The sequence below is a fragment of the Dehalococcoidia bacterium genome (assembly GCA_025060295.1).
GTDB lineage: Bacteria > Chloroflexota > Dehalococcoidia > Lucifugimonadales > HRBIN23 > HRBIN23.
The window spans coordinates 18,958-33,776 of the sequence record JANXCH010000010.1 but is presented as its reverse complement, the minus strand read 5'-3'; the positions used below and the strand labels follow the sequence as shown (position 1 = coordinate 33,776).

Annotated in this window: 16 protein-coding genes; all 16 read left to right on the top strand. The window is 67.2% G+C overall.

The window, feature by feature from the left end; all coding sequences use genetic code 11:
• Positions 1 to 1,530 (top strand): hypothetical protein (locus NZ951_05070; GenBank protein MCS7207292.1); only part of this gene is annotated, 1,530 nt, incomplete at its 5' end.
• A gap of 68 nt (positions 1,531 to 1,598) precedes the next feature.
• Positions 1,599 to 2,609, top strand: coding sequence for a hypothetical protein (locus NZ951_05065; protein ID MCS7207291.1), 1,011 nt, complete (start codon positions 1,599 to 1,601; stop codon positions 2,607 to 2,609).
• A 124-nt stretch (positions 2,610 to 2,733) separates the two neighbouring features.
• Complete coding sequence (locus NZ951_05060; protein MCS7207290.1) at positions 2,734 to 3,159, top strand: OB-fold domain-containing protein; 426 nt, start codon at positions 2,734 to 2,736, stop codon at positions 3,157 to 3,159.
• Positions 3,160 to 3,162: 3 nt separating this feature from the next.
• Positions 3,163 to 4,323, top strand: a complete 1,161-nt coding sequence (locus tag NZ951_05055) for a saccharopine dehydrogenase NADP-binding domain-containing protein (GenBank protein MCS7207289.1) — start codon at positions 3,163 to 3,165, stop codon at positions 4,321 to 4,323.
• Between the two features lie 10 nt (positions 4,324 to 4,333).
• Entirely contained in the window at positions 4,334 to 5,299 is a 966-nt protein-coding gene (locus NZ951_05050) for a threonine/serine dehydratase (GenBank protein ID MCS7207288.1), read from the top strand.
• A 77-nt stretch (positions 5,300 to 5,376) separates the two neighbouring features.
• Positions 5,377 to 5,745, top strand: coding sequence for a hypothetical protein (locus NZ951_05045; protein ID MCS7207287.1), 369 nt, complete (start codon positions 5,377 to 5,379; stop codon positions 5,743 to 5,745).
• Positions 5,746 to 5,790: 45 nt separating this feature from the next.
• Entirely contained in the window at positions 5,791 to 6,750 is a 960-nt protein-coding gene (locus tag NZ951_05040) for an ornithine cyclodeaminase family protein (protein ID MCS7207286.1), read from the top strand.
• 65 nt (positions 6,751 to 6,815) lie between these two features.
• A complete protein-coding gene (locus NZ951_05035; protein ID MCS7207285.1) occupies positions 6,816 to 7,574 on the top strand; it encodes an SDR family oxidoreductase in 759 nt (252 codons plus the stop codon).
• A 154-nt stretch (positions 7,575 to 7,728) separates the two neighbouring features.
• Positions 7,729 to 8,403 (top strand): DNA repair protein RadC, encoded by a 675-nt coding sequence (gene radC, locus NZ951_05030; protein ID MCS7207284.1) that lies wholly within the window; start codon positions 7,729 to 7,731, stop codon positions 8,401 to 8,403.
• A gap of 80 nt (positions 8,404 to 8,483) precedes the next feature.
• The gene (gene trpD / locus NZ951_05025) at positions 8,484 to 9,500 is read left to right on the top strand and encodes an anthranilate phosphoribosyltransferase (protein ID MCS7207283.1); all 1,017 of its coding nucleotides are present in this window, start codon (positions 8,484 to 8,486) and stop codon (positions 9,498 to 9,500) included.
• A gap of 244 nt (positions 9,501 to 9,744) precedes the next feature.
• The gene (gene trpC / locus NZ951_05020; protein ID MCS7207282.1) at positions 9,745 to 10,533 is read left to right on the top strand and encodes an indole-3-glycerol phosphate synthase TrpC; all 789 of its coding nucleotides are present in this window, start codon (positions 9,745 to 9,747) and stop codon (positions 10,531 to 10,533) included.
• The gene (gene ruvB / locus NZ951_05015) at positions 10,530 to 11,624 is read left to right on the top strand and encodes a Holliday junction branch migration DNA helicase RuvB (protein MCS7207281.1); all 1,095 of its coding nucleotides are present in this window, start codon (positions 10,530 to 10,532) and stop codon (positions 11,622 to 11,624) included. Before trpC ends, ruvB begins: the two co-directional genes overlap by 4 nt.
• Before the next feature lie 350 nt (positions 11,625 to 11,974).
• Positions 11,975 to 12,706, top strand: coding sequence for a gamma-glutamyl-gamma-aminobutyrate hydrolase family protein (locus tag NZ951_05010; protein ID MCS7207280.1), 732 nt, complete (start codon positions 11,975 to 11,977; stop codon positions 12,704 to 12,706).
• A gap of 112 nt (positions 12,707 to 12,818) precedes the next feature.
• Positions 12,819 to 13,184: a hypothetical protein gene (locus NZ951_05005; GenBank protein ID MCS7207279.1), complete on the top strand. Its 366-nt coding sequence runs from the start codon at positions 12,819 to 12,821 to the stop codon at positions 13,182 to 13,184.
• Between the two features lie 2 nt (positions 13,185 to 13,186).
• Complete coding sequence (locus NZ951_05000; GenBank protein ID MCS7207278.1) at positions 13,187 to 13,948, top strand: DUF1828 domain-containing protein; 762 nt, start codon at positions 13,187 to 13,189, stop codon at positions 13,946 to 13,948.
• Between the two features lie 55 nt (positions 13,949 to 14,003).
• Positions 14,004 to 14,816, top strand: a complete 813-nt coding sequence (locus tag NZ951_04995) for a site-specific DNA-methyltransferase (protein MCS7207277.1) — start codon at positions 14,004 to 14,006, stop codon at positions 14,814 to 14,816.
• The last annotated feature ends 3 nt before the right edge of the window (positions 14,817 to 14,819 follow it).

The window sequence follows — 14,819 nt, the reverse complement described above, 5'->3', positions numbered from 1 at the left end:
GCCGGCCTGAACGACCTAGAGGTGCGCGACGGGAGTGGCAACTGGGTGGGCACCGACTTTACGGTCACCCCCAGTCTGGGCACTCCGGCCCCCACCTCTGGACGCATGGGTGTGGTGGTTAATGTGCCCTTCCGTGACTTTACTGTAACAGTGGGCACCACGACAACGACAATAACAGTCGGTGGCGTGGTCGCCTGTCAACCTGCTGGTCCTGTTTGTGGCATTCCTGGTGTCGGCGCTGCGGGCAACGCCCCTCCGGGGACAGCTGCTCCCCCTGCAGGGTGGGTGCAGTTCGTGGTGCCCGCCGGAGCCAGCCTCGGGGATGTGGAGTTGGCGGTTACCATCGGTGCCCAGACCGCTCGGGGGACCTTCCGCGTGGTGGGTGCAGATGTTACCCTCTCTCCTGCCAGCGGACCCAACCGGACTCGGGTGACCATCAGCGGCTCCGGCTTCACGCCGCGCGGGAATATACCGGCCGGTAACATCACCATCGATGGCGTAGCGTGGAATGCTGCTTCCGTCCCCATTGATGGTGCGGGGAACTTCACGGTTACCCTGACCCTGCACGATGCGGGTGTTGCGGAGGAGTCTTTTGCCTTGGGTGGTATTGCAACGACACCGGGGACCCGGCGTATCGTCGTTACCGATAATGGCGGGCTTTCGGGTATGGCCACCTACACGGTGCCTGCCCGCTCTATCACCCTGTCGCCCACCAGCGGCGGGCGCGGGAGCGCTATCACGGTGCGGGGTACCGGGTTCGGGGCTGGCCTGACCGTTACCTTCAACTACGGCCCCACGGGCACGTCTGCAGACCCGGTCATCCCCGGCGTGAGCGCTACAGCCGATAGCGCTGGTGCGTTCACTGCGGTCATTACCGTGCCAGACGGTGCTCCCATCCCCTCCACCAACTTTGTGCGTGCCTCTGACGGTGTGGTGGCTGCGACAGCCGTGCACACCGTGCCTGATGCTACGGTGTCTCTGTCCGCCTCTAGCGGCGCGCCGGGCACCAGCCTCACAGTGTCGGGCAGTGGGTTCGCTCCGTTCACCCAGGTGCGCATCGCCTTCGGCGCTCCGCCAGGTGCGGGGGGTGCGGAGATCCACCTGCTGCCGGCGGTGATCACGGATGCCACTGGTTCTTTCAGCGCCAGCGTCACGGTGCCGGGTCTGGCCGCCGGTGTCACGCCGGTGTTCGTGCTGGCTGGCGACCTGAACGGCGACAGACGCGTAACCCGTGCTGATGATGCCCGTTCGGCTCTTTTCACCATCACCGCACGGCCCACTACCATCGCCGATGTAGTGGCTCCCATCCGCGCCCAGATCACGCGGGGCACCGCCATCTGGACGTGGGATCCGGGCCGCCAGGAGTGGCTGTTCTTCGACCCCGCCGACCCCGCTGGGAGCACCCTGCGCGAGTTGGTGCGCGGCCAGGGCTACTGGATCCGCGTGGATGCGGATACCACCTGGACGGTCGCCGGGAACACCTACACCCTGCGGCGCGGCTGGAACCTGATCGGCTGGCTCGGACCATAAAGACGCAGGAGCCTCGGGGGGCGGGGGGTAACCCCCGCCCCCTCCCGAGGACTGGATAAGGAGGAGAAATGACCAGAACCAGAGTGCTACTTGCGGGCCTCCTTGCCCTCCTGCTGGCTATGGTGGTGCCGGCCGTCGTCCTGGCCCAGCCTCAGGTGATGCGCTTCTCCGGCGCCGTTACGGTGGACGGACGCGCCGCCGCCGACGGCACCCGCGTGGCCGCCGAAATCGGCGGGCGCGAGGTCGGCTCCACTACCACCAGCGGGGGCAACTACAGCCTCCTCATCAGTCTGCCCCCTGGGGAATCGTTCCCCACTGGGGCGACCGTTCGCTTCCGCGTGGGCGCCCTTGTGGCCGAACAGACGGCCACCTGGTCCCCCGGTGAGTTGCGCACCTTGAACCTGTCGGCGCGCACGGCGCCCCCGGCGCCCCCCTCCCTCACCCTCTCCCACACCAACGGGGTGGGCGCTGTGGGCATCACGGGGAGCAACTTCACCCCCAACAGTGGCCTGCGCTCCATCCAGTGGGGGCCCAGCCCGCGCCCCACTCCGCCCAGCTTCGTTGACCTCATGACGGTGCCTGTGCGCACCGCCGTTACCACCGATGCCACCGGCTCCTTCACCGTCATCGCCGCCATTCCCACCAGCACGCCTGGCACCTATGAGATCTACGTGGTTGACGCGGCGGGGCGGGAGGCCTCGGCCACCTTCACGGTGCCTGATCTGCGTGGCCCCGCTGGCCCGCCGGGCGAGCGCGGCCCCGCTGGCCCAGCAGGCCCCGCGGGTCCTGTTGGCCCCCAGGGCATGCAAGGCCCCGCCGGGCCGCCTGGGCCGCAAGGGCCTGCCGGCCCGCAAGGGCCTCCGGGCCCGCCTGGGCCGCAAGGGCCGCAAGGGCCGCCTGGCCCCCGGGGTGAGCAGGGCCCGCCCGGCCCGCAAGGCCCCCAGGGTGCCCCCGGCCCGCAAGGGCCGCCCGGCCCCCAGGGTCCCGCCGGCCCCGTTGGCGTCATCGCCCTCATCGTCGCCATCGTGGGCGTTGTCCTGGCCGGTGCCGGCCTGATGATGGCCCGCCGCCGCGCCTAGACCCCTCGGCTCGCCCCACGGAAGGGCGGGGAGGTCCCCCCGCCCTTCCTTTTTGGGGGGACTAGCCACTCCGCCCCCAAGGCGCCATAATAGGGAGCGACATCTTCCTGCGAGGTGTGGGCACATGAGCCAACAGCCCACTGTCCAACGCCCCCTCCCCGAACCGACCCTGGACGACGCCCCCTTCTGGGAGGGGCTGAAACAGGGGCGCCTCCTGCTCCAACGGTGCACACGGTGTCAGGCGTGGAGGGGCCTCCCCGCCGCCCCCATCTGCCCCCACTGCCTCTCCCCGGAATACACTTGGGAGCCCGTCAGTGGGCGGGGACGCCTCTACACCTGGACAGTGGTCTACCAGCGCTACCACCCCGCCTTCGTGTCGGACATTCCCTACAATGTGGCCATCGTGGAACTGGAGGAGGGGCCCCGCCTCATCAGTCGGATCGTGGGGTGCAGGAACGAAGATCTGCGCCCCCATATGCCTTTAGAGGTGGGGTTTGAGCAGGTCTCCCCCGAAGGGGTGCTCTACTACTTCCGTCCGGCCTCCCGATGAGATATGTCGACGCCGACTCTGCTCGTCCTGGGGTGTGGGACAGTGGGGCAGGGTGTGGTGCGGTGGCTGGCGGGGCGCTCTACCTTCGCCCGTTTCCTGGTCGCCGATAGGGACGAGGCCCGCGCCCGCTATACGGCCACCCTCGCCCCCGGCCGCGCCCAGCCCGTCGCCATAGACATGGCCGACCGCCCCGCCCTGGTGCGCCTGATGCGCCAGGCCAGCGTCGTCCTCAACTGCGTCGGGCCCTTCTACCGCTGGGGTCGCCCCGCTGTGGAGGCTGCCCTAGAGGCCGGCACCCCCTATGTGGACATCAACGACGACGCCTCCTCCGTGGAGGACCTCTTCTCCGACCCTGCCCTGGATGCCCAGGCCCGCCACAACCGTCAGGTCGTCCTGGTGGGCACGGGCACCAGCCCCGGCGTGACCAATATGCTCGCCCGCCTGGGGGCCGAGGGCATGGAGCGGGTGGAACGCATCACCTTCGCTCTGGCCAGCGCCGTCGCCTTCCGTGGCCAGGCCGTGATGGAGCACTTCATCCACGTCCTCAGCCACCCCGCCCGCGTCTACCGCAACGGACGCCTGGTGGACCTCCCGCCCTTCTCCGAGCCCGAGACCTTCACCTTCCTGGAGGTGGAGGAGCCTATCCTGTGCTACGCCGCCGGCCACCCCGAGCCTATCACCGTCCCCCGCTTCCTCCCGGGGGTGCGGGAGGTGGTCATGAAGTTCGGGCGCGTCCCCAACGCTTTGCTGGAGGCCTTCCACACCCTCTACCGCTACGGCCTTATGGATAGCCAGCCCATCCCCGTCGGGGGGGCGCAGGTCTCCCCCGCCCAGTTCCTGGGGGCCTTCCTGGCCTCGGACACGGCCGATAGGGTGTTCGGCTTCAGCCGCACCCGCCCCCTTTCGGCACGGGTGGTGCGGGTGGAGGGCATCGCCCAGGGGCGCCGAGTAGAAGTAACCCTGCGCTACACCAGCCCCTATGTTACGGCCCAGGCGGCTGCCCTCACCGCCGAGGCCGTGGCTCAGGGGCGTATCCCCCGCTACGGTCTTGTGGGGCCGGAGGTTCTGGATGCCCGCCCCCTCCTGCGGGAACTGCTGAAGGAAGGGGGCTCCTTCCGTATGGAACGGCGCGTGGTAGCCGAAGGGCTGGACGAGAACACCTAAGGAGGCTCCGATGGAGCGCCCAACCCTGCAGGATGTCCTGCGCGCCCGCAAAATCATCGCCCCCTACCTGCCCCCCACGCCCCTCCAGTATTCCCCCGCCCTGTCGGATCTCCTGGGGGCCGAGGTATACCTGAAGCGGGAGGACCTCCAGCCCATCGGTGCCTTCAAGGTGCGGGGGGGTGTCCACATGCTGTTGACGCTACCCGCCTCCGAACGCCAGAGGGGGGTCATCACCGCCTCCACCGGCAACCACGGCCAATCCATCGCCTACGCCGCCCGCCTGGTCGGGGCGCAGTGCACCATCGTGATGCCCCAGGGGGCCAACCCCCTCAAGGCCCGGGCCATTCGCCGCCTGGGGGCGCAGGTGCTCTACCACGGTCAGGTCTTTGAGGACGCCCGTGAGTATGCCGAGCGCCTCGCCCAAGATGCGGGCCTCCGCTACATCCACGCCGTCAACGAGCCTCTGCTCATCGCCGGCGTGGCCACCGAAACTGTGGAGATCCTGGAAGCCCAGCCCGATATCCAGGCCATCTTCGTCCCCGTGGGCGGGGGCAGCGGGGCGGCGGGGGCCTCCATCGTGGCCAAAGCCGTCAATCCCGCCATCCGCGTCATCGCTGTGCAGTCGGCCCAGGCCCCCGCCGCCTACCTCTCCTGGAAGGAGCGCCGCCTCGTAGAGGCCCCCATGCACACCTTCGCCGAAGGGCTGGCCACCCGCCAGGGCTATGCCCTCACCCAGCGCATCCTCTGGGACCTGCTGGACGACTTCCTGCTGGTCTCCGACGAGGAGATTCGCCAAGCCATGCGCCTGTACCTGACCGAATGCCGTATCATTGCGGAGGGAGCGGGGGCGGCACCCCTGGCGGGGGCGCTCCAGGCGCGGGAGCGCATTCGGGGCCAGCGGGTCGCCCTCATCGTCAGCGGCGGGAATGTGCCCATAGACCAGGTGCGGGCACTGCTGACCTCCCCCGGAGCGTGAGGCCCGCCCTCTGGAAAGGCGTCTATGCGCCACAGCACCGGAGCGTGCACGGCAGGGGCACCGTGTAAGGAGACCATATGGGGCTTTTCCGTGTGAACGCCACCAGAGAGAACCCCCGCCAGGCGGGACTCTCCATCGTGGTAGAGGGGCTCCTGGTGGACAGCGGGTCCGCCTATACACGGGTTCCCGGAGAGGCCCTGCGCCCGGTGGGGATTGAGGAGCGGAAGCGGGATGAGGCCTTTAGGATGGCCGACGGGCACATCATCCGGTGCTCTCCTGGGTATGCCGTAGGTGGCGTGGCGGGGTTTGCAACGGTGGACGAGGTGGTCTTCGCCCAGCCAGGCGACCTATGGCTCCTGGGGGCGTGCCCCCTGGAGGGCTTGGGGGCAGTTGTGGCCCCCGTCCGCAAGCGCCTGGTGCCGGCCGGCCCCTTGCCCGTCTCCTAGCCACCCCCCCCGCACTTTGCCACAACCGTTGCAGGAGGAACAGAGATGGCGATTTTCCTCACCGAGCAGGATGTGCAGTCCCTCCTGACGATGCAGGACGCCTTGGAGGCAGTGGAGGAGGGCTTCCGCCATTGGGCACAGGGGCAGGCGACCAACGACCCCCGTCGGCGTCTGCGGGTGGCGGGGGGCTATTTGCAGTTCATGGCGGCCGCCGACCACGCCCTCAACATCACGGGCTTCAAGGCCTACACCACGGGGCGCAACGGCGGGTTCCTGGTGAACATCTACCGCGCCGACACAGGGGAACTGCTGGCCATCATGCAGGCGGGGTGGCTGGGGGCTGTGCGCACGGGGGCGGCGTCGGGCGTGGCGACGAAGTATATGGCGCGCCCCGATGCCTCCATCGTGGGGTGTATCGGGGCGGGCTACCAGGCCCGCACCCAGATCGAGGCGGTGTGCGCCGTGCGCCCGGTGCGTGAGGTACGGGTGTTCAGCCGCACCCCCGACAAGCGCCAGGCCTTCGCCCACGAGATGACCCAGCGCTTGGGCATCCCCGTCCGCCCCGTGGAGAGCGCCCAGGCATGTGTAGAGGGTGCGCACATTGTCATCACCATCACCACCAGCAGAGACCCCGTGTTCAACGGCGAATGGCTCTCCCCAGGCACCCACATCAACGCTGCGGGGAGCAACAGTTGGATGCGTCGGGAACTGGATGAGACCACCATTCGGCGTGCCCACCTGATCGTGGCCGACCAGGTGGAGGATGCCCGGGTGGAGTGTGGGGAACTCCTGTGGGCGGTGGAGCGGGGCATTATCCGCTGGGACCAGGTGCGCGACCTGCGGGATGTGGTGGGGGGTATCATCCCCGGGCGCCCCAGCCCCGACGCCATCACCCTCTTTGAGTCGCAAGGCCTGGCCCTGGAGGACATCGTCACGGCGTGGCGCATCTACCAGAAAGCGGTGGAACGGAAGGTGGGGATATCCCTGCCCCCCTTCGCCAGCTGAAGGGGCACCCCACCCGCCCCCTATCCTATACTGGGAGCACATACCCTTCGTGACGGGAGGCGCACATGCGTTTGGCTGGACGCTCGGCAATCATCACCGGAGGCTCGCGGGGCATAGGGCGCGGGGTGGCTCTGGTGCTGGCCCGCGAGGGGGCCGATGTGGCCCTCCTCTACCGACGGGACAAGGATGCGGCTCTGGAGACGGTGCAGGCCGTCCGTTCCCTGGGGCGGCGGGCCGAGGCCTTTCAGGCCGATGTGTCCGACTTCGCCCAGGTGCAGGAGGCCATCCCCAAGGCCATTGACTTTTTGGGGAAGGTGGACATCCTGGTGAACAATGCGGGCATCGCCTCCCGCGGCAACACCCTGGCCGATACCGATGTGGAGGAGATGCACCGTGTCATAGGGGTGCACCTGTTCGGGGCCTTTTACTGCACCAAGTTGGTGCTCCCTGTCATGCGTCGTCAGCCGCGGGGCGACATCTTCTTTATCTCCTCCCGCGCCACCCAGGCCTTCGCCCCCCGCCATGTGCCCTATGCAGCGGCCAAGGCGGCCATGGAGGCTATGGCCCGCTGTCTGGCCAAAGAGGAGCGGGCCTACAACATTCGGGTGAATGTGGTGGCCCCTGGCTTGGTCGAGACGGAGATGGGGCGACGCCTGGTGCGGGCTACCCAGGGGGTGCAGGACATCAAGGAACTCTACCCGCGCATGCCCTTCGGGCGCGTCATCCAGCCCGAGGACATCGGGTATCTCATCGCTTTCCTGGCCTCTCCCGAGGCGGAACTGATTTCGGGACAGGTGATCTACATAGACGGGGGTGGGTCGTAGGGTGCTGGGGATAGTCCCTGGGTGAAATGGGGGATGTCCTGTAGACACACTGGGGGATAACCCCGTTGTGGGGTGGGGCTCCGGGGACTATCCTGTGGGTATACGGTGTGTGTGGGAGGATGTCGTGTCGGGGAGGCAGGAGCGCCCACTGCGCATGCACGACCTGCCCCCCAGTGAACGGCCGCGGGAGCGCCTGCGCACGGCGGGGCCGGGGGCCCTAAGCCACGCCGAACTCTTGGCCATCATCCTGCGCACGGGACAGGCGGGGGAGAGCGCTTTGAGCCTGGCCCAGCGCTTGCTGGCCACCTTCGGTGGGCTGGGCGGGTTGGCCAACGCCTCCTTCGCCGAGTTGGAGCGGGTAAAGGGGCTGGGGATGGCCAAGGCCGCCCAGGTGCACGCCGCCTTGGAGTTGGGGAAGCGCCTCCTTTCCCTTCCCCCCGAGGAGCGCCCCGCTATCCGCGGCCCCGAGGATGTGGCCTCCCTGCTGATGGCCGATATGGCCCTGTTGCCCCAGGAGAGCCTGCGGGTGGTGCTCCTGAACACCCGCAACCAAGTGTTAGGCATCCAGGAGATCTATAAGGGCAATGTGCACACGGCCGTGGTGCGCACGGCCGAGGTGTTCCGGGAGGCGGTGCGCCAGACCTGTCCCTCCCTCATCGTTGTCCACAACCACCCCTCGGGCGACCCTTCCCCCTCTCCCGACGATGTGGAGATCACCCGACGCCTGGTGGACGCCGGCCACCTGTTGGACATTGAGGTGTTGGATCACATCGTCATCGGCAAAGGGCGGTGGGTGAGCCTGAAGGCCAAAAGGCTGGGCTTCCCCTAGTGCTGTGCGCCTGCGTTGAGCCATCCCCCCCTCTTCTCCTACAATGGGAGGTGGCACCGTCCGCTTGCGGAGCCCCACGCATGCGGGAAATTCTGGAACTCGTGGTCGCCCGTCGCTCCCTTTCGCAGGAGCAGGCGCGCCAGGCGATGCAGACGATTATGGACGGGCAGGCCACCCCCGCCCAGGTGGCTGGCTTCCTCGTGGCCCTGCGCATGAAGGGGGAGACAGCCGAGGAGGTGGCGGGGATGGCCCAGGCCATGCGCGCCAAGGCCCTGCGGGTAGAGGTGCCCTTCCCCCTGCTGGACACCTGCGGGACGGGGGGCGACCGCGCCGGCACCTTCAACTTCTCCACGGCGGCGGCCATCGTGTGTGCGGCAGCGGGAGCCAAAGTGGCCAAGCACGGTAACCGCGCCGTCTCCAGTGCCTCGGGGAGTGCCGACCTCTTGGAGGCGTGTGGAGTGCGCATTGCCCTGGGGCCCGAGGGGGTTGCCCAGTGCATCCGCGAGGTGGGCATCGGCTTCTGCTTTGCCCCCGTGTTTCACCCGGCGATGAAGCATGCCGCCCCCGTGCGGAGGGAGTTGGGCATCCGCACCGTGTTCAACATCCTGGGGCCCCTGACCAATCCCGCCGGTGCCCAGTTCCAGGTGCTGGGCGTGGCCGATCCTGGCATGGGGGAGATGCTGGCCCAGGTGTTGCGCCTGTTGGGGGTGCGGCGGGCGTGGGTGGTGCACGGGGAGGATGGCCTGGACGAACTGACCCTGTGCGCCCCTACCCGTGTGTGGGATGTACAGACCGACGGCCTCCGCTTCTTCACCCTTACACCCGAAGGGGTGGGCTTGCCGCGCGCTCGTCCCGAGGATCTGAAAGGGGGGACGCCCCAGGAGAATGCTCAACGCCTATGGGCCCTCCTGAAGGGGGAGCGGGGGCCTCTGCGGGATGGGGTGGTTCTCAATGCGGGGGCGGGGCTGGTGGTGTACGGGCTGGCGGGCACCCTGGCCGAGGGGATACGCCTGGCCCAGGAGGCGGTGGACAGCGGGCGGGCGGGGGCGCTGTTGGAGCGGTGGGTGGCGGTGAGCCAGAGGGTGGGGGGAGGATAGGAAGCGCCCAGTGCGCCCGGAAAGAAGGGGAGATGTCTGCGCCCATCGTGTGCGTGTGCTTCCCCAGGCTGGAGCGAGGCTAGAATGGGTGCGGGAGACAGGGGTGCGCAATTCCCGAAGCAACGGTAATGTCGGCTGTGCCCCTCCCCCAGTGCTACGAGGAGGGAGGCATCGTCTCTCGGGCGAGGGGAGCGCGAGGACAGACCAACCCGTCCGTATCCTAGGCGCTAGGACACGCTAAGAGATGCCCACTATCCTGGAGGCGATATTGCAGGAGAAGCGCAGGGAGGTGGACGCCCAGAAGGGGCGCCTCCCCCTGGCCCACCTAGAGCGGCAGGTGGCGGGCTTGCCCCCGCCCCTGAACCTATCGGGCGCTCTGTGGGGGCCCCCGGTGCGCCTCATGGCCGAAGTGAAGCGCGCCTCCCCCTCCAAGGGCGCCCTCAACCCCCACCTGGACCCCGTCGCCCTGGCCACCACCTATGCCCACAGCGGAGCGGCGGCCATCTCGGTGCTCACCGACCGCCATTTCCAGGGGAGCCTGGACGATCTCCGGCGCGTGGCTGAAGCGGTACACCCTCTGGGCATCCCTGTCCTGCGCAAGGACTTCATCCTTGACGTGTATCAACTCTATGAGGCGCGGGCGGCGGGGGCGGATGGGGTGCTCCTCATCGTCGCCGCCCTCACGCAAGAAGAGTTGACGGCCCTCCTGCGGGAGGCGGGGCGCCTGTGGCTCCAGTGTCTGGTAGAGGTGCACACCGAGGCGGAGATGGAGCGCGCCCTGGCGGCGGGGGCAGAGATTATCGGCATCAACAACCGCGACCTGCACACCTTCCACACGGACTTGGCCGTTACGGAGCGCCTGGCACCGCGGGTGCCGCGGGGGAAGGTGGTGGTCAGCGAAAGCGGCATCGCCACCCGTCAAGATGTGGTGCGGGTGCAGAGGGCGGGTGTCCACGCCATCCTGGTGGGGGAGGCGTTGGTAACAAGTCCTGACCCGGCAGCCAAGATACGGGAACTGTTGGGGAAAGCATGAGGCGGGAGCGTCCCACGGGGTCGCCCCAAAGGGGTGGACCGGCTTCCCACATCGCCCCTGCCCGTCGGCTGGTGTTGGGGAGCGTCCAGGGGGAGGATCAGGCCCTAGACCGCGCCCTGCGCCCCAAGACCCTGGACGAGTTTGTGGGCCAGGAGAAGGTGAAGGAGACCCTCCGTATCGCCATCCAGGCAGCCAAAGGGCGCGGGGAGCCGTTGGACCACCTGCTCCTGTATGGCCCGCCCGGGCTGGGGAAGACCACTTTAGCGGGCATTGTGGCCCACGAGATGGGTGCCCAGTTGCGGATAACCTCGGGGCCGGCGTTGGAGCGCAAGGGGGATGTGGCTGCCCTGCTCACCCGCCTGGGGGCGGGGGATGTGCTGTTCATTGACGAGGTGCATCGCCTCCACCCGGCGGTGGAGGAGGTGCTCTACCCGGCCTTGGAGGACTTCCGCCTGGACATCGTGTGGGGGAAAGGAGAGAGCGCCAAGGCGGTGCGCCTGACCCTGCGCCCCTTCACCCTGGTGGGGGCCACCACGCGCTATGCGGCCATCTCCCCGCCCTTGCGGGACAGGTTTGGGCTGGTGTTTCGCCTGGACTTCTACACCCCCGAGGAACTGACGGTCCTTTTGCGCCGTTCGGCCCGTCTGCTCCAGGTGGAGGCGGAGGAGGAGGCTCTGCAGGAGATTGCCCAGCGCTCGCGGGGGACGCCGCGGGTGGCCAATCGCCTGCTGAAGCGGGTGCGGGACTATGCCCAGGTGAAGGGGGATGGACGGGTCACGCTGGCCCTGGCGCGGGAGGCGCTGGTCCACCTGGAGGTGGACGCCCTGGGGCTGGACCCAGTGGACCGGCGGCTGCTGCGGACGCTGGTGGAGAAGTTTGATGGGGGGCCGGTGGGGTTGGAGACGCTGGCGGCGGCCCTGTCGGAGGACCCGGATACGGTGATGGATGTGTACGAGCCGTATCTGTTGCAGAGGGGGTTCGTGGAGCGGACGCCTCGGGGGCGTGTGGCGACGCGTCTGGCGTATGAGTATCTGGGGGTGCCGCGGGGGCGGGGTGCACCCCCCGCCCAGGGGCGTTTGGAGGGGTTGTAGGGCGGCGTAGGCTGCGGAGTGAGGCGGGGAAAGGATAGCCGCGCTTGCGCAGATCAAACAGAAACCGAAGCAGAGGCTTTCCTTGTCCCCCTCGGTGCAGTCTGGAGATGCGCCTTGTCAGTAGCCTGCCACCGCCCGAAGGGGCTTCTCCGCAGGAGACGCACCTGTTGCCCCTCCACGACGGCGTAGTGCTCCCGACCGTGCACGTGCACCCGTGCACAACGCATAGCATACCTCCTTGATGCTGGGGGGGGCAGTATACCTCCCCACAGGGAGGACCGCCATGCCGCCTCCCTCCTGTCCCCCTTCAGAGGCTTCTGCTATCCTGGAAGCGCACCCCAGGAGGACGCATGCCGCGCATTGCTGTGACCACCACTGACGACCGTTGGGCGCGCCCGTATGTGGAGGCCCTTCTGCCCCACGGGGCGGAGGTGGTGCTCATCACCCCCCAGGAGAAGCGCCCCCCCGAGGCCATCCTGGCCGAGGTGGATGGCCTCTTGCTCACCGGCGGGCCCGACATTGACCCCGCCTTCTACGGGGAGGCCCCCGACCCCGCCGCAGGCCTGGAAGTGCTCCGCGCCCGCGACGAGGTGGAACTGCCCCTCTTGCGTCTGGCCGTGGAGCGGGACTACCCCGTCTTGGGCATCTGCCGGGGGATGCAAGCTCTCAATGTGGTCATGGGGGGCAAACTGCTCCAGGACATCCCCGGCCACCGCGCCGAGCGCCGGGATGGGCGGTGGGAGTCGGCCTACCATCGCATCTTCATCACCCCGGGGAGCAAACTGGCCCAGGTTGTGGGGAGTGGAGGTGTGGTGCGGGTGAACTCGCGCCACCACCAGGGCCTGCGGGAGGCCCAGAAGGCCCCCGTGCTCCTGGCCTCGGCCTATAGCGTGGAGGACGGCATCATTGAGGGGCTGGAGCACCCGGGGAAGACCTGGGTGCTGGGGGTGCAATGCCACCCCGAGCGGGTGAAGGAGGTCCCGCCCCAGTTCCAGAACCTGTTCCGCTTCCTCGTAGAGCACGCCGCTGCCCGCAAGGGCACTAGAGCTGTTAGAAGCGATGCCTCCACCTCTGACCGATGAAGAAATAGAATTCCTGGTGCGTCTTCCGAAGCCTTTGCCCGCCGACTATTGGGAAAGGTTGATGAAACGCCGACGCCCTAAAGGAGGGCACCAGCCCCATGAGGAGGGGCGTGTGGACATCACAGTAGGTGAGCATCACTTCCAGGTGATCGTACGCACCAACACTCTGCTTCCGCACGATTACTCCATCGTTCTCCTCTATACCCACCCTCAGTATGGAGCGGTGCGATTGCGGAGATACCACGGCCCTCTGCGGACTGCCCACGAGAACGACCTGGAGGGGGAGATAGTCCCCGCAGGTCAACCCCATATCCACAAGGCTACGCAACGCTATGGGGAGAAGAACCCAGAAAGGCATGACCACTATGCTGTGCTGGCGCATTTCACCAGTCTGGAGGAGGCGTGGGAGCAGTTTATCCAGGAGTGTGCTCTACAGCGACCTCCCGGTGATCAGTTACCACTTCCTTTAGGGGGATAGGTATGGAGAAGCGCCGATTAGAAGAGATGCTGTGCACGAGCCTCTGCCGGGCTGTCCGTGTAAACGAAGTGGAACCCGGTCTCTGGGTCATTGACACGCCTTTCGCTTTCCCCGACGGCGACCATTTCGTCGTCGCCGTTCAGCAAAAGGGTGAAGGTTGGGTGTTCACCGACCACGGGCACACTCTCTTCCACCTGGCCGATTTGGAGTTCACGATTGATACGCCGGCCCGCCAGGAGCGTTTTGGGGCCATTTTGCGGGGGGCTGGCGCCGAAGAGCAGAACGGAGAAATCCGCCTTGCCACCTACGACCTGGGCAAGGGCCTCCTGCGCTACCTCCAACTGCTCCAGCAGGTGGTGGATCTCCTGTATCTACGCCGAGAGGAGGTGCGGCGCATCTTCCACGAGGATGTAGCCCGTGTTCTCGCCAAAATCCTTCCCTCCGATCGTGTGGTCAAAAACTATACAGTGGAAGTCGATCAGGAAGGTGCGTACACTGTGGACTTCAAGATAGAGCGGGAAGGAGCCCCTATCTTCGCCTTTGCCATCGCCAACAACGAGCACTGCGACCGGGCGGCGGTGAAACTGTACTGGTACGAACGGCAGGGCATTTCCTTCATCCCCCTCGGCATCTTTGAGAACGAAGGGGCGGTGGATAAACGCTCTCTACGCCGATTCGCCGAGGTGTGTCCCCATCGTCTCTTTTCCCTCAACGAACACCAATTGCTTAAGATCCTGCTAGAGGAGTTCAAAGTTGTCCCTTAGAGGCAGGGTTCAGCACGCCCCTGTGCAGAAAACGATTGCCCCAGCAGGTGGTGGGATGAAAACGACTCGGGTTTCTCCCCCCGATGACCTCATCTTAGACTCCCTGTGGCTTCTGGGGCGCAGGGACGCCTCCAGCGTCCACACCCCCGAATACTGGGGCAACTTTGTCCCCCAAATCCCCAACCAGGTGCTCCGCCGCTTCACCCAGCCGGGGGAGGTGGTGGTGGACCTGTTCTGCGGGTTGGGCACCACGCTCATCGAGTGCCGCCGCCTGGGGCGCCACGGCATCGGCGTGGAACTGGTGCCCCATGTGGCCAGGCGCGCCCAAGAGGTAGTAGAGCAGGCCGAAAACCCCTACGGCGTCCACACGGTTGTGCTGGAGGGGCTGGACGCCTGTGAGCCCTCCACCGCCCAGCGGGTGCGGGACGAACTGCACCGTCTGGGCCTCTCCCACGCCCACTGCCTTATCCTCCATCCCCCCTACCACGACATCATCAAGTTCAGCGATGACCCCCGTGATCTGTCCCGTGCCCCGACGGTGAAGGCTTTCCTAGACCGCTTCGCCAAGGCGGTGGCCAACGCCGTAGATCTGCTGGCCCCCGGTCGGCACCTGGCCCTGGTCATCGGCGACAAGTACACGCGGGGGGAGTGGGTGCCCCTGGGGTTCTATTGCATGGAGGTGTGTCGGAAGGCGGGCCTGCGCCTGAAGGCCATCAATGTGAAGGACATCCAGGGCAACGAGCGAGGGAAGGGGAAGACCACCAACCTGTGGCGCTATCGGGCGTTGCGGGGCGGGTTCTACATCTTCCGCCACGAGTATGTGATGCTCTTCCAGAAAAAGGTGACAAAATCTGATCCATTGTCATAGTAC